Consider the following 23,940-nt stretch of genomic DNA (forward strand, 5'->3'; position numbering starts at 1 on the left):
ATCGAATTTCCGGCGCGACTTCAAACCTAGGTTGTTGGTTTTCACGCGGAACTGAGCCGGTTTTGGAGTGACCCCCTCGGGCTGGACCAGCGAGGCGCGTCGAACTAAGCCGCCTGCTGGGCGAGTTGAGTTTCGAATTCTGCTGGCGACAAATAGCCAAGGGCTGAATGCAGCCGCTTGGCATTGTAAATCTGCTCGATGAACCTCGGCAAGCGTTCTGCCACGTCCGCGAAGGTCTCGTAGCCGGCGGTGTATATGTCCTCGACCTTCAGGGTCTTCATGAAGCTCTCTGCCTGCGCATTGTGATAAGGGTTGCCGACTGCGCTCATAGAACCCTGTAGGCCAGCGGCATCGAGCGCCCGTCGATAGCTCTCGCTGGTCCAGCCCGAGGGGGTCACTCCACCGGGTGATCAGATAACGAATTCCTCCTCGTACATCCGTGGCTCGGGAACGACGGTAACCTCCACCGGAATGATCCAATTGGCCACGTAGCTCTCGCAGTCGGAGCGCTGGTGGTCGGGCTGCACGCACCCCGCAGCATCGGTCGCGCGACATCGCAGTATATACCGCCCCACCTCTTCAGGGGTCCACACGTACTCCCATAAGCGCCATGCAAAGGGACGTTCTGTTTCGAGGAGCCTTGCCTCGCGCCAGCCGCTGCCATCTCCAGTGCAGACCTGCACCTGGCGAATAGCAGCCTCTCCGCTCCAGGCGGCTCCGAAAATCCGGTACGGTTGGCCGACGACGAGATGCGCCCCCTGTGCGGGACGCGCGATCTGCGCTTTGACCTCCATCTGCGCAAGGGGGACTAGTGTGGGTTCCCCGAGACTGCGCTCCCAACGGAAATAGTCGCGCGCCTGCCAGTAGCCAAGGAACGGTTGCTCCACAACCGTGATATGCGTGATCCACTTGACCCAAGCCATGCCGAACCAGCCACCCACGACCGCGCGTAGCGGATGGCCGTGATCGCGCGTCAACGGCTCCTCGTTCATCGAATAGGCAAGAATCGTGCTGTCGGCGACGGCCTTCTCAAGCGGTAAACTGCGCGCAAACGCGATGGGGCCGGGAGAAGCCGTTTTCTTGTTCGAGTCGACGACGCCGCTGTCGGCGCCTGTGAGCAGAACCTCACATGCGGTTCGCTTGACGCCCGCCATTTCCAAAATCTCGCGCAGAAGAACACCCGTCCACACGGCATTACCGACGGCTCCGTTCTGCCACTGCAACCCCTCCCTCGGCGGCTCATAGTAGACGCGCCCGTTCCCTGCGCACTCGACGACGGCGGTCAAAGTCGTGCTCCGCATCGCCTTAATGCTGTCGATGTCAAGTTCGATTGGCCGCTCCACCGCACCACCAACGCGCAATCTCCAGTCTCGTGCATCGAGGTCCGGTGACGGGAAATGGTTTCGCACGAAGAACAGTTCGGTTGGGATCAGCCAATCGGAGAGCGACGCAAACGGAAACTCGATGTTTTGTGGGGATTTCTGGCGAACTATTAGACTGGGTTGCTCTGGTGTCGGCATCTTCCTCGTCTTCCCTTTGAAGAGCACAACCTCGGCTCTCGGTCGCGCGAATTCCGGCACGATATACCGCCTCTCGCAGCGCGTCTGTCGCATTCCGCCTTCGGGCCGAATTCTAGCACATGCCGCACGTTCCTCGAATCGACCTCGAACGGCAGCAAAGGATTAGCTCGAGACGTCGATCCGGAGTTGAATGTCTACCATTGCTTCTCCGATGCAAGAAGCGGCCGGTCCACGTTCGGCCCCAAATCGGTCATTCCATCGAGGCCAAGCCGATGTATGCCGTTGAAAAATTTGAGATGGACGACTTTTTATAATAGCTGGATCGACGGTTCGAGTCCCTTCAAGAGCTGGATGCCAGCTGCGGCCCTGCTAGATGATGAATGGGCTTCCCGCGCAGCGGTAAAGGACCATTCGGCAGCACCTTCGTCCCTCAGTGAGGGCGGAGCACCCGGCATATTGTAGACGACAGAGCGAACCTCGCGTTCGGCCATTCTGGCTTTTTGCAACTGGGACAGAATGGCTCCGGCCGCATCTCAGACTAATCTCGCGGATCGACTGGTTCTCCGAAGCGTCATCCCACAGATGATGGCTAAAAGTCCCATGTGCATCACGCCGTTGTGCATCTCATCTAAAATTAGGTGGCTTTTCTCCGAAACTTAGGTGGCGTTACCGATGCCGAGGTGTATCGCCCGGCATTAGCTTCCGAGCTGCATCAGTCGATAGTTGCCGGGGTCCTTGGACGAGCCAAGCCTCTCCCGACCGCAAGTTGCCGTACAAGCGAGAGCCATTCTTCACACAATGCAGGACGCACGGGGTTGATCGTCGGAGAAGGTCATGACGGTTTCGATTTTGCATACCACATTGTTCGAATTGTTGAGTTTCACGACTTCCTATTCGCTCATTCTGGCTGTGCCGGGAAGCAACTTTCTCTTTGTGTCCTCGGTAAGCATGAATAGCGGCCGTCGATCTGCGCTCACCGCCGCACTGGGCGTGGGCCTTGGTGCTTGCATTCTTTGCTGCTCGATAGCCTTCGGGGCCGAACGGCTTTCTGGCATCGAGAGCGTGAGGCGGCTTATCGCCGTCCTCTTCGCCGGACAACTCCTATGGTTGGCCTTAAAATCCTATCAAAGGGGACGTGCGACTGAATTGCCATGGCGGCAGTCAGAAGCCGCAGGAATCAATCAGTTCCGCATTGCACTCTTTACTGGCTTGCTCAATCCCACGACCGCCATTTTCTTTGCGCTGCCGAGGCCCATCTTTCAGCTCTCGCCTTTGCTTGTATTCATCGCCGCAGCCATTGTCTTTTCCGTTGCCACTGCCTGGTTTTCGCTTGTTGCGATGCTCACGTCGATGGCTGGAAAGCAGATGATGTCGTTGACTGCATATCGATCGATCAATCTAATCTTTGCCGCAGCATTCGTCTTATTAGCAACGATGGCGATCTACTCAGGGTTAAAAACATAATCAATCTCGCCGACGTATGCTTTACGACTGACACGCCCTGATACAGCGGCGTCTCGCCGGGCCAAGAAGGTGGGACGGAGACGTATCGGACCTGTCCCTCACTTCACCGTTCGCGGCGCGTGAATACGCCATCTCACCCATCGGTTCGCGCCGATAAGATGACGTATTAACGCGCTGTTTGCTATACTTCGGCGGTGTTCACCGGCCCTCCGTGGGCGGCAACGATTTCCACCAGTCCTTGGCGCCTGGAGATGCCGAATTTACCGTAGAGTGAGGATAGATGTTTTTTTACGGTATTGGCAGAAATGCCAAGTACCCGCGCTATGCGCTCGACAGTGCTGCCTTCGATCGCCTGCTGCAGCACCCGCACCTCGCTCGGCGTGAGTTTGTAGGCTTTCGTCACAATCTCGATTGCGGAAGCGGCGTGAAGCTCGGCCTTGCGCACGAAAAATGCTGCTATCGGCGAACTGCCAGCCAGATCAAAGAATCGCCGGCGCAGCGTATCGGTCTGCAAGGGCATAAGAGTTCCGAGCCAGGTTGCGCCATGGCGGTGTGGAATGATGACGCTTGTAGGCTTGCGGCCGAGAGGGGCGTTGTCACCGGCCGTCACCGCCGCCAAAGAATTATAAAAGGTCCGGTTAGCGCCCACATTGTTCAGCTTCAGTTCGCCATTTTCGCGTGATACCAAATCTCCCGCTGACAGCAAAGCCTCTGCGGCAGCATTGGCCCATTCGAGTTTTCCATGTTCGGCGATAATGAACACGGCGGACGAGATGCTTCCAAGCGTAGCCTCAAGAGAAATTGAGTGCAATTTCTCCCGATCAATGTCGCGTCCGATTAGAACAGCGCGTTGAATATGGGGAGCAAGGAGACCAAGGCGGTATCGCACGCCGTCGTCTACGAGCCCCTGTTTCTCAGAACGTATGATGGTAAAATTTGCTGAATTTTCCCGGTAGCGCTGGATGTTGAAAAAGGCCGCATCAAGAAAGCCTTGCGGCGCGATCCAGTGCTTGAAGAATTCGGTCTCGCGGAACTCTTCCATCGGCATCAGATCGTGACCGGCGTATATGACACCTGGCTCTAGAAAATTGGCCGCTGGATAGAGGGGATTCATCGGCACATATCTGTTCTCGTAAGAATCGATCGCGGACGAATCCAGCCCCCAGGAATGAAATGTCTCGACCTGTCTCCCGGAAAATTCCTGCCAGAAAATATTGCCGGCTACGCCTTCTACAAATGCGCAGCTTCTTTCAAGAATAGACGGCCACAGTGCATCATTTACGACGGTGTCGTATATAGATTCCACAATCCCCGAAAAAACTTCAACATTTTTTGCTGAAAGATACATGAGAAAATACACCCATAAGTAGAGATTAATTTCTAATGCTTGCGCCGCAAAGTCTCGAGGTTGGGTTCCCGCGACCTGGAATTGATTCATTACCCGTTCGGGTGATGACAAGTCGCGCGTCGACGATACAATAACTTGCGACGGCTTTCGCTAAAAAGATTTTGATTACTCGTTGTGCAAGAGATCATTGGCGGGAGCCATATGACGACTTGCAATTGGGATCGGCAGAAGCGGATCAAGACGGATGCGTTGGCTCGAACTGTCTGCGGCGTGCGCTGGCCGGCGGACGGCAAATGAGGCGCCATGGTCCGTGCTCGCCATGGTTCATGTGTTTCAGCGCCTGACTTCATTAGATCTATTAACGTTGGACTTTCATGAGAACGCCAAGCACACCCTCGACCGCTCACGCTGCGAAGCGAAATAGAACCGGCTTCTATCTTTCATTCGCTTATCGATGTTCCAGTCAGCATCCAGTTCTCTTCAAGGTAAGACGGCGACGAAAGGTTGCTTGATGTTGTTGGAGCGCCAGCCAGCACTGGAAGCGCTTTCCCGCGCCTTGAGAAGCGCCTTCGATGGGGCCGGTCGGATCGCGGTCATTGAAGGGGAAGCCGGGATTGGGAAGACATCGCTGATACAGGATTTCCTCAGGGCCAAGACTGAGGGCTGCACTGTTCACTGGGGTTGGAGCGAACCGTTGTTCACCCCACGAGCCCTCGGCCCACTTGAGGACATGGCGCCGCTCCTGGACGACGAGATCTCCGATCTGCTGGCGAATGGCGCCATCCCCGGCACATTGTTCCCAGCTGTATTTAAGGCTTTGATGCGCGGGCCCGATACAAAGGTGCTGATCTTCGAAGATGTTCATTGGGCCGATCACGCAACGCTCGACCTCATCCGGTTTCTCAGTCGCCGCATCACTCTGCTGCATACTTTTATTATCCTGACGATGCGCGGCCACGAGGTCGATCCGGATCACCCTGTCACCCAGCTTCTCGGCGACCTGCCTGCGGTTGCGGCAGAACGCCTTGTCTTGACGCCGCTTTCGCCCGCAGCCGTTGCCGCGCTCGCGGGCGATGTGGACCGCGGCGCGCAACTGCATCGCGTGACTGGAGGAAATCCGTTTTTCGTCAAGGAACTCTTAGCTGAACACAACGACAACGGCGTTCCAGCTTCCATTCGCGATGCCGTATGGGCGCGCATTTCACGCCTTCCATCCGACATACGAGGCTTTCTTGAGACTGTGAGTATTGCCCCAGGCGGCGTGGACACCGATCTTATCGAGGCGATGATTGGTGGAAATGCCGACGATCTCATAGACCAGTCAGTGGCACGGGGTCTTATAAAATTTGAAGATCGCGGTGTGCTGGTTTTTCGACATGAGCTGGCAAGGCAGGCAACATTGGAACGCCTTTCGCCCGCTGCTCGGCGGGCACTTCATGCTCGAATGGAAACTGTTCTTTCGCTGCGCGCCGACGCGATCTCGAACCCGGCAATCCTCGACCAGCGTCTTTACCACGCGACCGAAGCGGAAAATGGTCAACGCATCCTCGAACTTGCACCGAAGGTCGCCACGCGGGCAGCGGCGCTCGGCGCCCACCAGCAGGCAGTGTCGCACCTTTCCAAGGCGCTTGAATATGTGACATTAGCACCGCCAGATGCAGCGGCGCAGCTTTACGAGGATTGGGCTCACGAAACGTTTCTTGCACGTCATGTCTCCCACGAAGCAGCACTGGAGGCTCACAATCGGGCGATAAGTCTGTGGCGGTCTCTCGACCGCCCGGAAAAAGTTTGCCTCAATCTATGCCGGATTGCCCGGCTGCATTGGCGCAGGGGAGAAACGGGAAGCGCAGACGAATGCGCAGACAGGGCTGTGCGCGAGCTTGAGGCATTGCCGCCCCGCCCTGAGCTCACGCTCGCCTATAGCACGCGCTCACAACTGCTAATGTTGCAATACCGCTTTGACGAAGCAATTCAATGGGGTGAACGCGCAATTGCCCTTGCTGAAAAGCTAGGAGAGATCGAAACTAAAGTCCATGCACTCAACAATGTCGGAACTTCTTTGGCGCTTTCCGGCCGGCCTGGCGGAAAAGAACGATTGCGAGAAAGCCTCTCTACCGCAATCGAACGCGGCTTTCACGATCATGCCTCGAGAGCCTATACGAATTTCTCGGAGTGCGCTTTGGTGGATCGGGATTTCGCGCTAGCCGAAAGCCTTCTGGCTGAGGGTATCGCCTTCTGCACTCGACATGACCTTGATTCGACCAACCACTATCTACTTGGCCGACAGGCCCAGCTTCGTATGGAACAGGCGCGGTTTCATGACGCCAAGACCATCGCTCATGGCGTGACGCAGATGCCGAGCTTACCGCTCGTGATGCATCTCCCTGCGCTCACGGTTCTTGGTCGGGTCAAGATGAGGCTTGGGGAGCCCGAGGGAGCGGAGCTACTGAAACGCACTCTTCGCAAAGCGCTCACAACAGGCGAGCCGCAGCGCATTATCCCCGTCCGTCTCGCCCTCACGGAAGCGGCTTGGCTCGCCGAAGACGATGAAGCGGCGCGAGAACAGCTTCTCGCCCTTTCATTGATGGAAACCGGCAATTTTCCCGTCTGGGATTTTGGGGAGCTTGCTGTCTGGCGGAAACGCTGCGGGGCCGATACCCCGCTGAATACGCGAGCGGTGGCGCTTCCGCCGCCGCGCCTCGCGGAATTGGAGGGCGATCCGACCGCCGCCGCCGGACTCTGGTCATCGCTCGGCCAACGCTACGAGCAAGCGTTATCTCTCATGCAGGTCCGGGGGGCTCGCGCAGGCGCCGCGTTTGCCGAAGCTGTCGCCATTCTAGATGATCTTGAGGCGCGGCCCGTTGCAGCGCGTGCGCGGCTCCTTGCGCGCCATATCGGTGCCGCCGATATTCTGCCAAAGCAGCGCCGGGGCCCTTATGCAGCCGCTCGCCACCATCCGCTGGGATTGACAGCGAATGAGCAACAGGTGCTGGAGTTGATCGTCGAGGGCATGAGCAACAAGGAAATCGCGCGGCGTCTCGCACGGTCGCCGCGCACCATCGAGCATCAGGTTTCGGCTGTGCTTGGCAAGTTCAGCGCGGTCAACAGAACGGAGGTGCTCCTGCGTGTTCGGGGGGAACCCTGGCTTATGAGGTCTGCGACGGCAAACGCATAGGATCCGCGGATCCGTGCAACCCCGAAGCGCCACCCGAGAAATTCAACGGGTATTAGTCATCAATCCTCGGCGTAATTCATGCGGCACAAAATTAGGTAACCGATAGGCGAAACATAGGCGGTCCTGCCGATGAAGACCAGCTTGCAGATGCCATATGATGAACTTATGCCGCGTCGTTTTTTGCAAGCCTAGCCACGCAGCCACCAACACATGCTTTGCGTTTCTGCTTATTTCGGCTCTGTCGAAAAATTGCATCAAGCAGCCGCCTCTCCGTCGAAAGGCTTCGTCTGCTCTTTGTATCTGTGCCGGTTTGTCCAAGTTGTTCGTGTCATTCCCAAGGTCACTAGAATATGTCATGCGCTGTCGCACCCCTCGTTCATCGGTTAGTGATTGTTTTCTCATCGAGCCCTGCACGACTGGTGTTTCGGCAGCGAAACCATGTTGGCGGATTTCGGCTTCGGCTTCGGCTTCAGCGTGGCGCAGTTCTCATTCCCGCATTGTTTCCTTTGTTTTACCCAGGAGCGGCACCGGCACAGGAGACCGCTCCCAGTTGGCAGTTGACAGGTCGTATCGTCGCAATCGGATTGCCGGGAGTGACCGGCGTGCGGGAAGTCGGTCGTTTCCATTTCGGCGGACCTATACCAGGAAACCCCGACTTCCTGCTTGCTACAAGAGATGACCGCGTTCTCGGTCCGACGAGGGTTCTCGTCGCGGTTAGAAGCAATCTTGGCGCTACACCGAGCGATCCCACTAAGATACCAGGCGCCATTGTCTCGATCGATCCTCGCGGCTCTGGCGATGGAAAACCTGTTATCGTCCCGGCGGATCTTGCAAGGCTTGATCAACATGCCGGGGCCGCGGTGCAGCTTTATTCAGCCCAAATTGATGCCTATCGCAACGATTTCAACAGCCCTTCGGCGTTGACCGCTAAATTGACCGGTGTCGTCGGACCACGATACATCTCGATCAATGACGCATTTGGGCGGCCATGGATAGCGAATGCGCCAGACGGGCTCTCTGGCCCCGGTACAATAACGGTGCTTGATCCGAATGGAGTTCCGCTTGCCAACCCGCCAAGTGCGGACGCCGGTGGCGTGTTTGCCGGTTGGGAGACCAATCGAAGGGAAGTGCCGATCGGTCGGCCAAATACCTGGTTTGGCAAACTACTCAACTATCGCAAAAGCGGTCAGCTCACCCCAGGTGCCTTGACGACTGGAGCACTTGGCACCGCTTTCCTCGGCGCATCTCCCGATGGAACGGGCTTTGCCGTTTTCGCCGCCGTCACCGCAGAAGGGTCGCTGGTTCAGATTCACGTCCAAGACGGTGTCGATGGCCTTGCCGATCCCGGGACTATAAAGGTTAGCCGATCAGCCGGGGATGATCCCGGGGTTGTCGGCATGGCGTTCAACTGGACTCCCAACCGAATTCTATATGTCGCTGACCCCGGCGAGAACACGCTCGATGCCCTTGAACTTTCAGATGACACACGACAGTTTAGAATTACAAAGCGAAGAAAGATCGCCCTCGGTGCTTTTGATCATCCCGTCGACATCGCGCCGGCCACCGCGGAAGTCGCCAATCCGCTCTTCTCGAGCCTCACCACGCTTTCCGGCGGGTCGGACCTCTATGTCGCTAACCGGGGCAACGGTACGATACTTCGTCTCGATCAAGATGGGAGATTGCTGGCTCGGGCGCAGATCTCCATTCCCAACGAGGGAGCAATCGGGGCGGATCGACTACAGGCAATCGCGACCTCCGCTGATGGGCAACATATCTGGGCCACGATCACCGGTGCCATCCAAGGTTTTCCCGGCCAGGATGGTGCCCTTATCGAACTCCCTGCCTTCGATAGGGATGGTATCTTCGACGCAAAGATGCCATCCCAGGATGTTCTGACCGAGAACGACCTAGTTAGCCAGGGCAAGGTCGATTTCGAGACTGAATACACCGCCAAGACTGGTCTTGGGCAGTTATTCAATGCGTCTTCTTGCGCTACGTGCCATCCCGGCCCCGGCGGCGCGAGCACGGATGCAATCCACTTTGCGCGGAGGATTGCGCATATGGATCCCGCGACCGGTCGGGTAGAACTGCTGGTACAGGGAAGCTCCCCTGTGGCGGGGCGTTTTGTGCGTCGGGGCGGAGAGACCATGAAGGCGCCACTCCCGCGTGACGCCAATGTCGTCTCGCTGCGTGCACCGCCTCTGTTGTTTGGCATTGCTCGGATTGATGACATTCCCGACAGCGTTATCGCGGCTCAAGCGGTGGCCAAAGGAGACGGGATTAAAGGCCATCCGAACTACGTGATCGATACGGAGGGCAAGACACGCATTGGACGCTATGGTTGGAAGGCAGACAAGGCGACGCTTTCCGACATGGTCGCCAGCGCGCTTGCCATTGAAATTGGCGATACCGATGCTGCTCGTCCTAATCGAGGCGGTCCCTCCAATGTTGTTGCGACAATGACCGCTTTTCTCCATCAGATGACGCCGGAAAGAGCAGGCAAACCATGACTCTCGCAACAACCGCGTTCGACGCTCCCCGGGCGATCAGACTGTCTTTCCCCGGCCTTGTTGTCGCCGCTCTCTGCGCGCTTGCTGCCGGCTGGATAGCCGGCGGTCTTGGCGAGCCGCTGTCGCGCAATCCGGTGCTAGTAGCGATGCTACTCGGCCTCGCCCTCGGCAATTGCTTTACTACTCCGGAGGCTCTACTTCCGGGTCTGGATTTTACCAAGCGCTATCTGCTCCGGCTGGCCGTCATACTGATTGGCTTCCGTATCACTATCAATCTTCTGCTTGATCTTGGCGCCGCGCCTCTTCTCATCGCTTTGTTCGAACTGATCTTGGTGCTCTGTCTCGTCTATATGGTTGGCCGCAAGGTGCTTCGTCTTGAGCCCGAATTTGCGCTCCTAACTGCAATCGGCTGCGCAGTTTGTGGGGCGGCGGCGATCCTCTCGGCGAGCGCGATCCTTCGTAGTCGCGACCGTAACGCCGGAATTGCTATCGCGCTTATCACTCTCGCCGGCACTGTGTCCCTGCTTGTTTATCCGGTCTTGTTCCTCGCTGGTTGGTTGCCGCAACTTGATGATAGGACATTCGGGATATTTGTCGGTGCCAGTATCTTCGAGCTTGCCCAGGTTTACGGCGCATCCCATGCCGTGTCCGAGGGCGCGCTAAACACGGCGACATTAGTCAAGTTGACCAAGGTCTTAATGCTGATACCACTTCTGCTCGTCTTCGGCGTGTTTGCACGGCGGAAGAGCGGTGGGGGCGGGATGCCGATCCCAGTCCCGTGGTTTGTGCTTGGTTTCGGGGCGGTCGTCTTCCTGAACTCCCATATGACACTTGACCCACGGATCCGCGGCCCGATTATAGATTTCGATCAATTCCTTTTCATGATGGTGATGGCCGCGCTAGGGCTCACAACCAGGCTGACGCGGCTGACCGAAGTCGGAGGGCCATGGCGTCTGGTAGCAATAGGTGGCTTCGGTGTCGTCATCTCTGCCGCTATTACCTATGCCGCACTTGGCTTGCTTTCCGCCAATGGCACAAAGACCGCCTCCCGGACCACCGAAAGCCGAATGCTGGCAGATCCCGGCGGGCGCCTGTTTTCGAACATTGGCTGTTCAAAATGCCATGTACCCGCGCTTCTTGGGCGCCAGGGGGAGGTTCCCCTTTATTCCGATCTGCTGCTGCACGATATGGGCGGAGCGCTTGATGACAAGATTCTCCAGGGTGATGCAATCGGATCTGAGTGGCGCACCACGCCTTTAATCGATCTGCATCTACGCACGCGCTATCTGCATGACAACCGAGCCGAATCCTTGGCAGATGCGATTTTCGCGCACGGCGGTGAAGCCAAGATCGTCAGAGATCGATTTTTTGCGCTCAATGATGCTGACCGGCATGCGATTCTCGAATTCGCCGGCAAATTGTGAGGCTATCAATGGCATATGATGATGTAAATCGTAGGTATCTGTGTTCTGGAGGACAAGTAATGAAGCCAGGGATGCGCCGAAAAATCCCCGCTCTCACGCTGAGGAAAGACGGTGGATCAACATGCCGACGTATAAATACAGTGCGAGATGCTGTGGAAACGCTCTTGGAGCACTGGCCGATCGATGATGGGGAAGAATACCTGACAGCAGTGCACGTATGCCTTGACGCTATTCATGGCCGAATTGCTCCCGGGGCAGTCCGAGATGCGATGCTCAGGGCTGCGGAAGAAGCCGGCGTATCAGTGCTGCAGTGAGCGCTGAAGTGACTCCGCTATTCATCTTTGTTCAGTTTCACACCGCTTTGACCCAGATTTGCATTCGAGGCTGACCCATTCAGTGGCTGCGAGCCCATTGACGACTTTGCTATATCGACATCCAGGCTCGGTCACGATGAAATGCAAAGTTGGGTGAAATCTCAACGCAAATGAACAGTCAATCGTTTCTCACCGTGATATGGTGCATCGATATAGACCGAGGGAATAGTAATGATGGCTGACGACCCGAAGGATTTAGACGGAAGTAACTTCGATCCGAAAGAAATCGAGCGCCGTCTACACGGCCTCAATACGCGCCGAGAAACGGTCGATCAACCCACCACAGTCGGTTGCTGGCACGACGGTAAACACTATCCGGAAGACAGCGTGATCCTGATCGATGGTGCCTCCGTCCGTTGCATGCTCGGACTATGGAAGCCGATCCTGACAGAAAAGACGCCATCGGAGCCAGGTGGGTAGAGAATTCATCAAACAATCCGACATCTATTAAGTGAAAATCATCATTTGGAAACAAGGAGATCAGCATGAGCATTGGATTCGGATCGCCTCAAGATCTCGGAAACGGCGGGTATAGAGTAGGTGTTTCTCGATACAGCCAAGACGGCAAGAAATTCAGCGCCACAGGTACAGTAGTCGTGAATATTAGAGACTACACGGGAGATGAAACAAACCCCCAAAAGCAGGCACTGGCATTGGCGGTCTCAGCGGTAGCAGCCCATCCCGAGGTATTGGTGCCGATCTCACCGATTCCTGCTCAGAAAATGCATATTATCCTGCGGGTACTCGACAAAAACGGAAAAGCGACTGATCAAGATAGGGATTTCTTTCAGCCCAGTGATGCAGAGCTGACAAAAGGTGCCACGACATATCAAACCAAGAATTCATGAGCGAAGAGGCACCCGGAGGGACGCCCTTTTTCACGCAAAAACGATTCTAACGTGGATTATGAGGTAGTAGAGGAGCCAAACGCCTCCTCCCAGCGAGCAAACGACGCCCACAATGGCCTAAAACACGATGAAATAGAAAAAAGCTCCAAGCCCGTTCATGGGATCAGTTTCGGCGGGAGGCGAAATGACACCCGACGGCCTGTTAATTTATCCGATGTAGAACGGGCCGGAGGTGGCGTCCTTAGATAATCCAACCTTTGGTGCATTTTGTATCGCCAGACGCCCACCGGAACATGTCGTCAACGTATTTTTGTTTCGCCAGATTATTGCCGGTGTAGACCGTAACCTTCGAACCGGCGCCTTCCTCTTCGATTTTTACCCAATACACATAGGCGCCGCCGAGGTCGAAAGTGTTGAACGCAACTCCAATACCTTGCTCAGCATAAAGATCACTTGCTCCCCTATGAGGGGTCGTTTGCGGGGCTCTCAGACGAGGTCGCGAACCATCGTGACCAGGCGTTCCTCTTTGTCCGTCGCCGGCATCAGCTTTCGCGCGTGGGAGCTGCTCACCGCCAAGAGAGGCGCGTGGTTGTTTATATGGTTCCGCGCAGGCAGTGTCGTACCGCGATCGCATTAAGCCAGGATCTTGGAGCGGCTTGTAGTGCCGCTGTGGCCATCAGTCGATCATCGGCCGCGGTGCGCCATCTCCGCGGGCAAATCTCGCCTCGGCGCCCCTGCCACAATCCGGGCAGGCCGGATCCTTCCTCGGATTGACGAAGCTAAGCCTTCGTTCCAACGGTCGTCCAAACGATTGATTGGATCCGTCGAGCCAACTGCTCGCTGGAGTTATGTTTTGGCGCGGCCGGTACGGGGGAGATCATTTCGAGGGGGCGCGCCGAATTTACGCGAATACTCCCGGCTGAACTGGCTGGCGCTTTCGTAGCCGACCTCTAACGCGACGGACGTGACAGTGCGACCACCGAGCGACAACAAACGCTTCGCCTCGATCATGCGAAAGTCCTTTTGATATTGAAGCGGACTTGTCCCAGCGATCGATCTGAAGTGATGGTGAAACGACGACAGACCCATTCCCACTGCGCTGGCCAGCGAGGACAACGACAGTCTCTCGCGAGCGCCATCCTGGATCAGCGCGATAGCTTTGGCGATCTTGCTGGCATGGCTGCCCGGCAACAAAAGGTTGCGCAGCATCCCGCCATGCCTGCCGACCAAAATACGAAAATGAACTTCTCGGCGGATCAAGGGGATTATGACGTTCGCCGCGACCGAATTTTCCGGGAGCGACAGATATCGATCAACGGCTTCAATCAAAGCCGGTTCGGCCGATCCCGCCTCCAGCGTTTGAGCGTGTTTGTTCTCCCCCCCGTTCTCGCCGATCTGCTCAGCAAGGCTCCTTATGATTGTCAAATCGACAGAAATTAAAACCGCAAGATAAGGAGCAAAGGGAGCAGCATGTGTGACGCGTGTGGCGACCGGCAAGTCATGGCTGACGACCAATAGGTCGCTCGACGCAATTGACAGGGATTGCATGCCGGCAGAAATCTCCGCCGATCCCTGCAGAACTAACCCAAAGACGGGGCCGCAGATCGGCGCCTCAACTTGACCAGGGTGCGTCCTACACATTACCATCAACCCCGGCAGGTGGCTCCGTTTCTTCTCCTCCATGAGGGAGGCGCAATCCGAGGGTTCGTCCGCAAGCCGGGTAAGATGTTGCGCCTTGGAAATAAGTTGTTCAATCCGCATCTAGTGCTCCGCCGCATCCTGATCGGGGTAGGGCGCCGCGCACGGCAAAACGTGTGCCTTGCAATGTCGAATATTTCGCTATCTGGTGCTGCGCATTTAACTGTGCTGACATCGCGTTGTTTCTCGCCGTGTCGTCCATCCAATCCACATCGAGAGGACTAAGGCTCGCAACCACGTCCTCCAGCGTCTGGTCAATTGCCTGCATCAGCGTCCCACGATCAGATATTCGGTCACTTTCGCGCGTTCCACTCCTTCATGAGTTCCGAAGTGGTAGCGTCGCTCTCATTAAATCCCGAGCGCATTTCCAGACTTCCCTGTCTTGCGCGGGACGAATTGCGTATTTTACGGAGTAAAGAGGGGGTTTGTTACATTCCTGTGTGAAATCATTAGTGATCAGCGTCGAACAAACGTAAGCGCATTTTCCATGCGCATTGACGTAGACGGCATCGCTGACCCCAGCCCCTCCCGCGGTAGCGATATTCGGCTCTATCAGGCGGCGGAGGTTTTGGGGAAATTGAACGGCAGCAGGTCTCCAATGCCTGCCGTTTCGTCGCGCTGAGGTAATTCTGTGAGCGCGTAGCGCAGCCAGGTGAGTGGATCGACGCCACAGGCGCGGCAAGTCAGCATCAGACTGTAGATTACGGCGCTGGCCCTGGCTCCGTCAGCGAGTATCGCTGAACAGCCACGATTTTCTTCCGGTCACAAAAACTCTGATGTCGCGTTCCAGAATTTTGTTATCGATCGGAATCCTGCCGTCGCCGATGTAGCGCGTCAGGTAATCCCATTGGTTCAGGGTGTAGGAGACGGCATCACCGAGCTTGGTATCCGGTACGACCTTCGGCGCGATATTGTCGAGCCACGACTTGAGTGCGTTTAGGACAGGCAGGCTGTGCTGCTGGCGGAAGCGGCGAATGCAGTCTGCTTTCGTCTCGCCGGCATCCGGGGCCTTATTTTTTGCCTGCTTTTCGATCCGGTAAAGCTGCTCGAAGAACCGGAGTGCCTGTTCCGGCGGCCCGCCTCCATTCTTCCTGGTTTTGAGAGCCTCGACGAAGCGCCGCCGTGAATGGGCCATGCATCCGACTTGGGTTGCGCCATGTAATGTGCGCCAGGCTGTGTAGCCATCAGTCACCAATATACCGCGGTAGTCGCCGAGAAAGGTCTGCGGGTGGATCTGGCCGCGGCCCGGTTGATAATCGAGAAGCACGATTGGCTCCTCACTATTCTCGCCGCTGCGATAGGCCCACATGTACGACGTGCTGGTGGCTTTCCGAAACGCCAGGCTCTGAACACGCTGCGACGAGCTGATCACGCGAAGCAGGGTCATATCGACGGCGGCCGTCGCGACCAAGCCGCACCTGCAGTTTAGGAGCATCTTCATCCATGATTTGGTGTCCACCTATTTTGGTGGACACCTTGTATGGGGATTTCATTGTCAAGGGCCTGGGCACCGGTTTCGTGGCAAAGCGGTTAGAATCGCCACCTCAGACCGGTCGGTTACTGCCCGTGCGATGATCCGTGAGCATCAAATTTGAGGGGAGCCTGCCTTTGGGCGCATCGCATTGCGCCGCAACCTTGTATTCGGTGAGGTCTCCAAAAGACCCGAACCATGAAGCAGTCGTTGGCTTCAGCAGCAAGGCTCCGAGGCGGCGGGCCCATTCTCATGACGGCAAATAATGCCATGGTGTCCATCGGGATACCGCCACCTCGAATCGATACACGCGGGCTCTTTACGGCGTCGATCCATCAAGCGCCCTGCAGTGTGGTCAATTCATCGGGCGCAATGTGACGCCCGTCGGGATTTCGCCGACGGTAACCAATCGCCAGAGCGCGATGAGCAACTTTCGTGCGAGTGCCACGATCATCGTCGTTTTGCGGGCACCTTGTGCCGCTCGTGCGTGGTACCATTGCGTTAAATCACTACTTTCTTGGAACCTCAGGAAGCGCCAAGCCAATTGTATCAGCCCGCGTCGCACCCGGGCATTCCCTGCTTTGGCCAACCCCTTCTCGCGTCGTTTCGATCCGCTCTCGTCGGGGGAGCCTGTCAGACCGGCGTAACGCGCCACCGCCCGCCGGTCTCTGAGGTTGCGGCTAAGAACCTCATGGACCAGCATGTCGGCTGTCTCAATCCCGACACCAATCACGCGCGCCAGTAGTACAACCATTGCGTTATGTCCCGACGTAGGCGCCTGCTCAAGCTGGGCGATTCTGGCTTTTTCAATCATCGTCATTTGATCGCGCAGCATTGAAAGCCGAGCCATGTCGCGCCGCATCTCTGCCAGGATATTCGGCGGAAGCGGCTGTCCTTCCGGAGTGCGCAAGTCCGGCAATTTCTTCGGCGCCCGGCGAAGTTCGGGCTTGAAGCCACGGATGCCCAGCCGAGCCAGCGCCCCTTTCATGCGATTGATTATCCGCGTTTTCTCGCTGACCAGGTTCTCCCGCTCGCGGCTCGGCCGCTTGGCGTCCTCTTCCGCCAGTGATGGGATCGCCACCATACCGCAGTGCCCACGCTCGCCACGCAGCCAGCCGAGGAACACGCGCATCAGCATGGCCGTGTCTAGCCTGTCAGTTTTTGCCCGTCGATGTTCACGGTTCACGGCGACGCTGGTCGAATGGATGACGTGAGCTTCTACGCCTCGCGTCTCCAGCCACCGGGCCAGCCAGAAGCCATCTCGCCCAGCCTCGAAGGCCAGCGTGACTCGCTCCATCGGCATCCCAGAAGCCTCAGCCTCCGACCGCCAGCGCGTGATTAGGTCGAGCAAAGCATTCGGATCGGGATCGAGTTTCTTGAGGGGATGCCGCTGTATGCCGGGAAGCATTCCGGCCACCAGCCAGCTATTCTGACTCATCTCTATAACGATGAGCACAGTGCGCGCTTGATCTAAAACAGTAATTGATCGGCTGAGATCTTCGACTTTGGACATGGCAGGCTATCCTTCGGGTTGATCGCACGACGATGGTGCCACCTCGCCGCTTTCCCGCATAGCTTCTCATGCCTGAGAGCACTGCGCTTCAGAAGGTTCACAGAAATTCGCGCTTACGATAGGACGAAATCCTGCCCGAGCTGATCGCGTTAAAACGGCGTGAGGAACGTGAAACAGATCGACGCTCGATTCCGACGTATCTATTGGTGGAGCTTCATGTTCAACCCGTTCCATCCAGGCGATGGCAAGGCTTCTACGTTTCCCTGCACAGCATTGCGGCGGAATAGAAGCCCCGGCTTGCCGGAGAGATCAATTGCTTTGACGATCTGGCCGTCAGGAAGGCTGACCGGCATACCGGCGGTCACGTAGCAACCGGCTTCGACAACGCAATCGTCACCCAGCGCGATACCAACCCCGGCATTTGCTCCGACCAGGCAGTTTCTGCCGATCGTCACCACTTGCTTGCCGCCGCCGGATGTCGTCCCCATAAGGGAGGCGCCACCGCCGATGTGCGTTCCTTCGCCAACGCTGACACCGAGGCTAAGCCGTCCCTCGATCGCTGTCGCCCCACGCGTCGAGGAACCCGTGTTGCAGAAACCAGCGCCGAGCACAGTCGTTCCTGGCGCGAGATAAGCGCCCAAGCGTACATTCTCAGTGTTCATAACCTTGACGCCCGTTGGCACAACGTAATCCGTCATACGCGGGAAAGGCCAGACACTCCCGACTGTGACTTCCTGCCCGCTAATTCGTGCCGTGTGCTGCACCTCCTCGACGCGTTCTGGCAGACAGGGGCCTACCGAAGTCCAGGCAACGTTGACAAAAAAGTCCAGAGCGCCCGCGAGACTGACCTGATCAGGTGTCGCTAGGCGGGCGCTCAGGAGGTAAAGGCGCAAGTAAACATCACAAAGATCTACCGCCTTCTCGTGAAGATCGCGGATTTTGGTTTGAATCGGGACGATGTAAACGTCCCGAACGGCGTCGTGTCGGGCGACGCCGGAGAAAGATCGTCCGAGGCGTCGCGAGAGGTCGGCTTCGTCGATGCGAACCGTACCTGTATGATCATCGTCATCACCACGCCATGTCCTGAGGTAACGAGCCTCAATGACCCGTCCGCTGCTATCGACTGACGACAGACCTAGCGCTGTTACACCTTTACCGAATTTTTTTTCGTTATCTTTGAGCATTAAAGTGCCTCAAACTATGGATTGCGAGTTGCGAGATAAACGAGCGTCTTAGTCAAGATGCGTTTGCCGTCTTGAGGATTTGCCAACGGAAACAAAGGATCCCCAAGCAAACGAAATCGCTGAAGCCCGCAGTGCGGAATTCTCTACTGATAACATCATGGCCATAGCCATTCCTTCCTGTTCGAACCAATTCCTCTTTTCGTTCCGGCGAGCGCGGACGTTACAGAAAGTGTCCTCACGAAGTGGTGTAATGGATGCTGCCGGATGAGTACCGTTGACGGAGAATCTGGGCAAACCGCGTCGCATATTCGACGAGCACCAACTTGAGTTCGGAATGCCCCGCTCGACAAGCGCCTGCGTAAAAGCGCCCGTTCCCAGGTCCAAGTTCCAGGACTGGACCACCACCTGCGCTTATCTCGGACGTTATCAATTGGCCCAATGCCTTTCCCGAGGGAACGACAGAGGCAATGCGGAGCGGATGTGCCACCCAGGTGCGGAAGAATGGCAAAACATCGGACATATAGGCTCTCTCCAGAGTGGGGAATGCGTTCAAGGCAGCTGGCCGATTTCAGGGCCACAACCCGGCGCGGAAAATGATCTAGAAAGGCCATCAATCAGCATTCACGGTCCCCTTCCCACTCAACCATAGCCGAGCAGCTACCCGTTCATCGCCGAGATCGACATCGAGGACGGCGGCGTTCGGCGTCGTTTCATGCAACAGATGGAGGCGTGATCGACGGAGCTCGCCGGCCCAAGTACCTCGAAGCCCTGATTTCCAAAGCGATGAAAAACTCGTCCTGGACAACGAGTTACATATTCTCTTCGCATCGAGCCAGAGCGACGCCGTTAGTCGCACGGGCATGCGCGAAGGCCATGCGGCACATCGATCGAATGCTAAACGGTGGATCTGGCTTGGAAAATGGGCCAGCAAGTTGCTAGCCCAGGTGGGAGGTACATGACTTTCAGGGGATCGAGCCGAGGCAAATGCCCGAAGCGTTCACGCTTGAGGCGATGTCTTACCTGCAATGGCGAGCAAGACAGGTGACGCAATTTCAACGATGCTGTCGACGGTATAGTCCTCGATGATCGCCAGAACGGCATCATCAACTTTCTGGCGATCCGCGTCATTCAACGCCGCATAGGGGGCCATGTAGGTGTGGAGCTCCCGCATCGCATCGAGGTAGGCACGTCCGCCATATCCTTTCCAGATAGTCTCGAACTCTACGACCTTGATATCTGTGAATCCGGCAGATTGCATCGCCGTCGCAACCCGCGCCGGATCGGCCAATGTCACAAAAGCATCGGAGGCGGGAGGGGGCGGACTATCGGGGAATATGGTTCGCAACGCCTTCGCCATCACCATGAATGGCCCTCCTCCCGGTAGCGTTTTCCAGCTCGCTATGCATGCTTTGCCGCCGGACCGCAGTACCCTGTGCATTTCGCTCAGCCCCTTTTCCCAATCACGAAAAAGGCTGATCCCCAAGATTGAGAACGTAAGGTCGAATGAGTTGTCCGGCAGGCGTAGGTCTTCGCCGTTCATGACATGCGCTGACGCAAAGGGAAACGGCGCGAGACGATCCGATAGCAATCTGACCATGCCAGGAGCGATATCGACAGCAACTACGCTGGCGCCACTAAAAGCTGCGGGGACGCTGAGAGCTCCAGCGCCTGCACCTATGTCGAGAATTCGGGATTGGAAGGGGACCGGCTCCATCAATCGAAGGGCTTCGACCGCAATCGGCGCTGTAACCCGGGCGCCGGTCAGTTCGTAGACCCGCGCAAACTCGTCGCTCATGTAGTCGATGGCTGGCGCACTTACCTGCCAGTTCGGTGTGTTTGATGTGTCGGGGTAGGTCGCCATAGTTCGCTTAAATCCTCACGTCCTGTCTTTGATGACGACAGCCTTAAGCCTGGTGCGGGGGATGGTATTGTACATCCTTGCATAGGCTCGACATTCTTCCGCGTCGATCCAAAAGGTTAGCCGGCGAGCTGGGTTGGCGTGGCGCCGTATACCCGCTTGATCCACTTTGTCATGTGGCTTTGGTCACTGAAGCCTGTGGCCGCGGATATCTCGGCCAGCGACACCTTACGAGCCTGGATCATCGCTCGTGCCGTCTCCAGTCTGCGGCGAATGACGTACTTGTAAGGACTGATGCCCATGGTCGACTGGAAAAGGCGTGCAAACTGAAATCGTCCACAGCTTACGATTTCCGCAAGGCTATCCAGACTAAGCGTTTCATCCAAGTTTGCGCGAATGAAGCTATCTAGACGATTGATGCTATTTAAGTCCAACTGCTCGCAATTGGGCGGAGGGCTTTGGTCCAGATGTTGTCGCACCAGATGCGCAAGAAGAGCATCCGTCGCTGCGTTCCAGAATAGCGTGCCGTTCGGATGGCCAGCGGCAGCTTCCGCCTTCAGCACGTGAGCAACGTGCGCAATGAAACCATCTCGCCCGTTGAGCTGCTCGATCAAGCCGGCGTTGTGGCCGAGCAGATCGCTCGTTGCAAGCGCCAGGCACTCTGGTGAAATCCGTAAAACAATTCCGGACATCGAGCCCCCGAAAGCGGTGGAGTGACGGGCCTGCACGGGGCAAAGGCAAAGCGATCCCGGTGTAATGTGATGTCGGAGACGTTTGCCGTCGATCATATGTTCTACCGATGTCGGCAACGAGCAACCGATACCGATCATATGATGTGTCGCCACGCCGCTCGTAAACGTGCCTTTTCTGAAACTTACTCGTGCGACAGCAATGCCGTATTCCGACGTCGGAGCTGACGCGCTGACGACCTTGATCTCTTCGCCGACCTGGAGCATCGCGGATGCTTCCTCCTTCGTGCCCGCGGGCCGGGCGGGAAGCGCGATGGATGATTTCCTGTGTCTAGAACTCACACTCTATCTCCTTCTGCAGTCGAATAGTTGCGCAAGCAGCGCACGTGCCACAGCGCCGCCTTGCTTATGGGTTACATGGGCAGGGAGGACATGCAGGCGCTGATGTGTTGGAATGTAAATTGTCACTTTCCTGTTGCACCACCCGCTACTCTTTGCCTCTGAGCTTCTGATTGATCAGGTCTGAGTGTCCCAAAATCCGGTGCCTTAATCTCTTTACGCTTGTCGAGGCCGGAATGTTACCGTACGCCGCCGACCTGATCGGCCTTTCAAACTGATCAGGGCGGTTAGACATCGCTCAGAGACAATCACAGGGTTGACGCTCGAAAAGAATAAGCGGTTCTCCCTGCCAACACTTCGCGATGAAGGAGGGGGCTTTGATGCCGGCAAAGGGAAGGCTGACCATGAGACATTTGCGACAAATGCTGCGGCTTGCGGCAAGCGGCACCAGCTCGCGTGAGATTGCCGTCGTGTTGGAATCGCGCGTAGCACGGTGCAGGATAATCTGCAGCGTGCAGCGGCGGTTGGTGTTGTAGAACAGGCAGAAGCCCTGACCGTCCCATCACAGAAGCTTGATCGCATCCGCCCGTTTTCCGCGGAGGCCGAAGATCGCACCGGAACCAGGCGCCTCTTTGATCACCGCTTCCACCATCGCCGACAGCCCGTCAATGCCACGCCGCATATCGGTCACACCGCAGGCCAGATAAACTCGCACATTGCCAGAAGGCCCGATCATGCTGCCTCCACACAAGCGATCAACGACGCCAGCACCCCGAGATCCAGTCCGCGGCAATCCTGAGCAAGCGGCCGTTCCTGAGAACGATTTCGACGTCTTTGCACGGCCCGACACCGCTCCTCTTCGAGCCGTTGCTGGGATTCTCCGAGGAGCCAATAATCGAAGCCCGGACAAGCGATGCCTTCTGAGCAGAGCCCATGTCGGGTGGCGAGAGCTTTTTTCGCCAAGCGTAGGTAGACGCGGATTAGTCAAAAGATGCCGCGAGTCCCGTGCTATTCAACGATCACAGCCTATCAAGCGGAGCGAAACATGCTTAAGACGGACACCCGCCAGGCCAACTGGCGACGGGCCAATCCCGGCAAATACGAAGCCCATCTCGCGGTTCAGCGAGCCCTAAAGGCAGGCGAGATTGATAGGAAAACTTGTGAAGTTTGCGGTGTCGAAGCCGTTGACGCCCATCACGATCAATACGAGGAGCCATTGATGGTCCGATGGTTGTGCCGACGACATCATACCCGGCTCCATCACTACGGCGAAAACATGTTTCCAGTCAGGGAATGCCGTTGAGCGAATGACCGGGACATCTCTCTGTCGCTCGAATTAGCGCGCGTCAGCGAGCGACAAGATCGTGAATCAGGTCGCGGATCCATTGCTGGCCCTGATGCCCGTTTGTCCGCTCATGCCATATGAGCTCCACCTGAAACCGTTCCGAAAGCCAGGGAACGTCTATCCATGCGACCTCACCCAAACGGTTCCGCATCAGGCGTCGCGGTACCAGGGCGACAAGGTCGCTGCTGGCGACGATGCTCGGGACAACGAGAAAAGAGGCGGCGGAGGCAACAACAGCGCGAGAGTGGCCGAGCGCCTCCAGGGTGGCGTCGACCGGCGTGGAAAACACGCCTCCAGAAGGCGAGACGATGACCTGTTCGAGCCGGGCAAACCCCGATGGGGTTGCCCCTTCTTCTATCCGTGAGTGGCCGGAACGGCCGATGAGAATATAGCTCTCCTCGAACAGATGCCGGGTACGCAGGTGAGTCTCGGCATCCGGTGTCGCGATGGCCAGATCGACATCGCCATCGGCTAGTTGCTGCGCTAGCCTCGCCGGCGCAAAACGGTGCACGGCAAGCCGGATATTGGGCGCCTTGTCGCGCAGCGACACGATCAGGGGTGCCACCACCACAGCCTCGACGTAGTCGGTACACGCGATCGAGATGGTCAGCTCGGCTGTTGCGGGAGAAAAGCTGTCGTGGTCGTGGAGCGTGCCGCGGAGCTGATCCAGCGACGCTCGAAGCGGTCCAATCAGTTCGAGCGCCTTGGCGGTCGGCACCATGCCACGATGCGCCGGCACGAGCAGGGGATCCTTGAACAGGTCACGAAGGCGGTTCAGTTGGGCGCTGAGGGCCGGCTGGCTCATATGTAGCCGGGCTGCGGCCCTTGTGACGTTGCGCTCGACAAGCAGAGCTTCGAGACTGACGAGGAGGTTGAGATCGATGCGCTTCATATCCATAAGATGGATAGTAGCTCATAAATCAATCGATTTCACATATGGCAGATGGATTGCGATTTAAATCTCCAGGGAGTGGCCGTGCTGCGCTGCTCCAGGAAAATGATGGAGATACACATGTCGATTGATCAAAAGCCTACCATTGTCGTCGCGGGCAGCCTGAGCAAGCAGGGCCGGAGCGTGACGGAGTCGTTGTTGGGGAGTGGACGGTATCACGTTCGTGCGCTCACAAGTCGTACAGACTCGCCTGCGGCCCTCAAGCTTGCCGAGCAGGGCGCTGAGCTC

At 57.0% G+C, this 23,940-nt stretch carries 19 protein-coding genes and 1 pseudogene; 9 read left to right on the top strand and 11 right to left on the bottom strand.

The window, feature by feature from the left end; translation table 11 throughout:
- Positions 1-104: 104 nt before the first annotated feature.
- Together FP026_RS08290 and FP026_RS08295 are read right to left on the bottom strand one after the other, a co-directional pair.
- The gene (locus FP026_RS08290) at positions 105-398 is read right to left on the bottom strand and encodes an integrase core domain-containing protein (RefSeq protein ID WP_281408582.1); all 294 of its coding nucleotides are present in this window, start codon (positions 396-398) and stop codon (positions 105-107) included.
- A 12-nt stretch (positions 399-410) separates the two neighbouring features.
- The gene (locus tag FP026_RS08295; protein ID WP_149634160.1) at positions 411-1,520 is read right to left on the bottom strand and encodes a sulfite oxidase; all 1,110 of its coding nucleotides are present in this window, start codon (positions 1,518-1,520) and stop codon (positions 411-413) included.
- 834 nt (positions 1,521-2,354) lie between these two features.
- On the opposite strand from FP026_RS08295, the gene FP026_RS08300 reads away from it, so the two are divergent.
- Positions 2,355-2,984 carry a LysE family translocator gene (locus FP026_RS08300; protein ID WP_149634161.1) on the top strand — a complete coding sequence of 210 codons (630 nt, stop codon included), beginning with the start codon at positions 2,355-2,357 and terminating at the stop codon, positions 2,982-2,984.
- Between the two features lie 181 nt (positions 2,985-3,165).
- Here FP026_RS08300 and FP026_RS08305 read toward each other — a convergent pair whose 3' ends face one another.
- On the bottom strand, positions 3,166-4,422 hold the full coding sequence (locus FP026_RS08305) for a helix-turn-helix transcriptional regulator (protein ID WP_149634162.1): 1,257 nt from the start codon (positions 4,420-4,422) through the stop codon (positions 3,166-3,168).
- Positions 4,423-4,843: 421 nt separating this feature from the next.
- On the opposite strand from FP026_RS08305, the gene FP026_RS08310 reads away from it, so the two are divergent.
- The 6 genes from FP026_RS08310 to FP026_RS08335 all read left to right on the top strand — a co-directional run bounded on the left by FP026_RS08310 (position 4,844) and on the right by FP026_RS08335 (position 12,663).
- Positions 4,844-7,507, top strand: a complete 2,664-nt coding sequence (locus tag FP026_RS08310; RefSeq protein WP_149634177.1) for an ATP-binding protein — start codon at positions 4,844-4,846, stop codon at positions 7,505-7,507.
- A gap of 593 nt (positions 7,508-8,100) precedes the next feature.
- Positions 8,101-10,017 carry a di-heme oxidoredictase family protein gene (locus tag FP026_RS08315; protein ID WP_246665294.1) on the top strand — a complete coding sequence of 639 codons (1,917 nt, stop codon included), beginning with the start codon at positions 8,101-8,103 and terminating at the stop codon, positions 10,015-10,017.
- Positions 10,014-11,441: a putative sulfate exporter family transporter gene (locus tag FP026_RS08320; protein ID WP_149634164.1), complete on the top strand. Its 1,428-nt coding sequence runs from the start codon at positions 10,014-10,016 to the stop codon at positions 11,439-11,441. Before FP026_RS08315 ends, FP026_RS08320 begins: the two co-directional genes overlap by 4 nt.
- A gap of 71 nt (positions 11,442-11,512) precedes the next feature.
- A complete protein-coding gene (locus FP026_RS08325; RefSeq protein WP_246665296.1) occupies positions 11,513-11,755 on the top strand; it encodes a DUF982 domain-containing protein in 243 nt (80 codons plus the stop codon).
- Between the two features lie 234 nt (positions 11,756-11,989).
- Complete coding sequence (locus tag FP026_RS08330; protein WP_188112539.1) at positions 11,990-12,235, top strand: hypothetical protein; 246 nt, start codon at positions 11,990-11,992, stop codon at positions 12,233-12,235.
- A gap of 65 nt (positions 12,236-12,300) precedes the next feature.
- On the top strand, positions 12,301-12,663 hold the full coding sequence (locus FP026_RS08335) for a hypothetical protein (protein WP_149634166.1): 363 nt from the start codon (positions 12,301-12,303) through the stop codon (positions 12,661-12,663).
- An 846-nt stretch (positions 12,664-13,509) separates the two neighbouring features.
- Here the strand turns inward: FP026_RS08335 and FP026_RS08340 are convergent.
- From FP026_RS08340 to tnpB, 7 genes and pseudogenes are all read right to left on the bottom strand, one after another.
- Positions 13,510-14,424 carry an AraC family transcriptional regulator gene (locus FP026_RS08340; RefSeq protein WP_149634167.1) on the bottom strand — a complete coding sequence of 305 codons (915 nt, stop codon included), beginning with the start codon at positions 14,422-14,424 and terminating at the stop codon, positions 13,510-13,512.
- Positions 14,425-14,913: 489 nt separating this feature from the next.
- A pseudogene (gene tnpC / locus FP026_RS08350) lies at positions 14,914-15,694 on the bottom strand (IS66 family transposase); the annotation flags it as partial.
- Between the two features lie 493 nt (positions 15,695-16,187).
- Positions 16,188-17,345 carry an IS110 family transposase gene (locus FP026_RS08360; RefSeq protein WP_149634169.1) on the bottom strand — a complete coding sequence of 386 codons (1,158 nt, stop codon included), beginning with the start codon at positions 17,343-17,345 and terminating at the stop codon, positions 16,188-16,190.
- 200 nt (positions 17,346-17,545) lie between these two features.
- Complete coding sequence (locus FP026_RS08365; RefSeq protein WP_149634170.1) at positions 17,546-18,529, bottom strand: DapH/DapD/GlmU-related protein; 984 nt, start codon at positions 18,527-18,529, stop codon at positions 17,546-17,548.
- 997 nt (positions 18,530-19,526) lie between these two features.
- Positions 19,527-20,390 (bottom strand): class I SAM-dependent methyltransferase, encoded by an 864-nt coding sequence (locus FP026_RS08370; RefSeq protein WP_077980301.1) that lies wholly within the window; start codon positions 20,388-20,390, stop codon positions 19,527-19,529.
- A gap of 116 nt (positions 20,391-20,506) precedes the next feature.
- Positions 20,507-21,343, bottom strand: a complete 837-nt coding sequence (locus FP026_RS08375; protein ID WP_149634171.1) for a helix-turn-helix transcriptional regulator — start codon at positions 21,341-21,343, stop codon at positions 20,507-20,509.
- Positions 21,344-21,977: 634 nt separating this feature from the next.
- On the bottom strand, positions 21,978-22,151 hold the full coding sequence (gene tnpB, locus FP026_RS08380; RefSeq protein ID WP_149634172.1) for an IS66 family insertion sequence element accessory protein TnpB: 174 nt from the start codon (positions 22,149-22,151) through the stop codon (positions 21,978-21,980).
- A 309-nt stretch (positions 22,152-22,460) separates the two neighbouring features.
- On the opposite strand from tnpB, the gene FP026_RS30550 reads away from it, so the two are divergent.
- Entirely contained in the window at positions 22,461-22,718 is a 258-nt protein-coding gene (locus FP026_RS30550) for a hypothetical protein (protein ID WP_246665295.1), read from the top strand.
- Positions 22,719-22,761: 43 nt separating this feature from the next.
- Here the strand turns inward: FP026_RS30550 and FP026_RS08390 are convergent, their stop codons facing one another.
- On the bottom strand, positions 22,762-23,658 hold the full coding sequence (locus FP026_RS08390) for a LysR family transcriptional regulator (RefSeq protein WP_348642310.1): 897 nt from the start codon (positions 23,656-23,658) through the stop codon (positions 22,762-22,764).
- Positions 23,659-23,772: 114 nt separating this feature from the next.
- Here FP026_RS08390 and FP026_RS30845 point away from each other — a divergent pair.
- The coding region (locus FP026_RS30845; protein WP_348642311.1) for an NmrA family NAD(P)-binding protein at positions 23,773-23,940 on the top strand (168 nt) is incomplete at its 3' end.

Source organism: Martinezella tropici (assembly GCF_008370325.1).
GTDB classification, from domain to species: Bacteria; Pseudomonadota; Alphaproteobacteria; order Rhizobiales; family Rhizobiaceae; genus Rhizobium; species Rhizobium tropici_B.

Coding starts and splice junctions, on each gene's coding strand:
- FP026_RS08295 (WP_149634160.1), bottom strand. CDS start 1,520: ATGCCGACACCAGAGCAACCCAGTCTAATAGTTCGCCAGAAATCCCCA.
- FP026_RS08300 (WP_149634161.1), top strand. CDS start 2,355: ATGACGGTTTCGATTTTGCATACCACATTGTTCGAATTGTTGAGTTTC.
- FP026_RS08305 (WP_149634162.1), bottom strand. CDS start 4,422: ATGAATCAATTCCAGGTCGCGGGAACCCAACCTCGAGACTTTGCGGCG.
- FP026_RS08310 (WP_149634177.1), top strand. CDS start 4,844: ATGTTGTTGGAGCGCCAGCCAGCACTGGAAGCGCTTTCCCGCGCCTTG.
- FP026_RS08320 (WP_149634164.1), top strand. CDS start 10,014: ATGACTCTCGCAACAACCGCGTTCGACGCTCCCCGGGCGATCAGACTG.
- FP026_RS08325 (WP_246665296.1), top strand. CDS start 11,513: ATGCGCCGAAAAATCCCCGCTCTCACGCTGAGGAAAGACGGTGGATCA.
- FP026_RS08330 (WP_188112539.1), top strand. CDS start 11,990: ATGGCTGACGACCCGAAGGATTTAGACGGAAGTAACTTCGATCCGAAA.
- FP026_RS08335 (WP_149634166.1), top strand. CDS start 12,301: ATGAGCATTGGATTCGGATCGCCTCAAGATCTCGGAAACGGCGGGTAT.
- FP026_RS08340 (WP_149634167.1), bottom strand. CDS start 14,424: ATGCGGATTGAACAACTTATTTCCAAGGCGCAACATCTTACCCGGCTT.
- FP026_RS08360 (WP_149634169.1), bottom strand. CDS start 17,345: ATGTCCAAAGTCGAAGATCTCAGCCGATCAATTACTGTTTTAGATCAA.
- FP026_RS08365 (WP_149634170.1), bottom strand. CDS start 18,529: ATGCTCAAAGATAACGAAAAAAAATTCGGTAAAGGTGTAACAGCGCTA.
- FP026_RS08370 (WP_077980301.1), bottom strand. CDS start 20,390: ATGGCGACCTACCCCGACACATCAAACACACCGAACTGGCAGGTAAGT.
- FP026_RS08375 (WP_149634171.1), bottom strand. CDS start 21,343: ATGCTCCAGGTCGGCGAAGAGATCAAGGTCGTCAGCGCGTCAGCTCCG.
- tnpB (WP_149634172.1), bottom strand. CDS start 22,151: ATGATCGGGCCTTCTGGCAATGTGCGAGTTTATCTGGCCTGCGGTGTG.
- FP026_RS30550 (WP_246665295.1), top strand. CDS start 22,461: ATGCTTAAGACGGACACCCGCCAGGCCAACTGGCGACGGGCCAATCCC.
- FP026_RS08390 (WP_348642310.1), bottom strand. CDS start 23,658: ATGGATATGAAGCGCATCGATCTCAACCTCCTCGTCAGTCTCGAAGCT.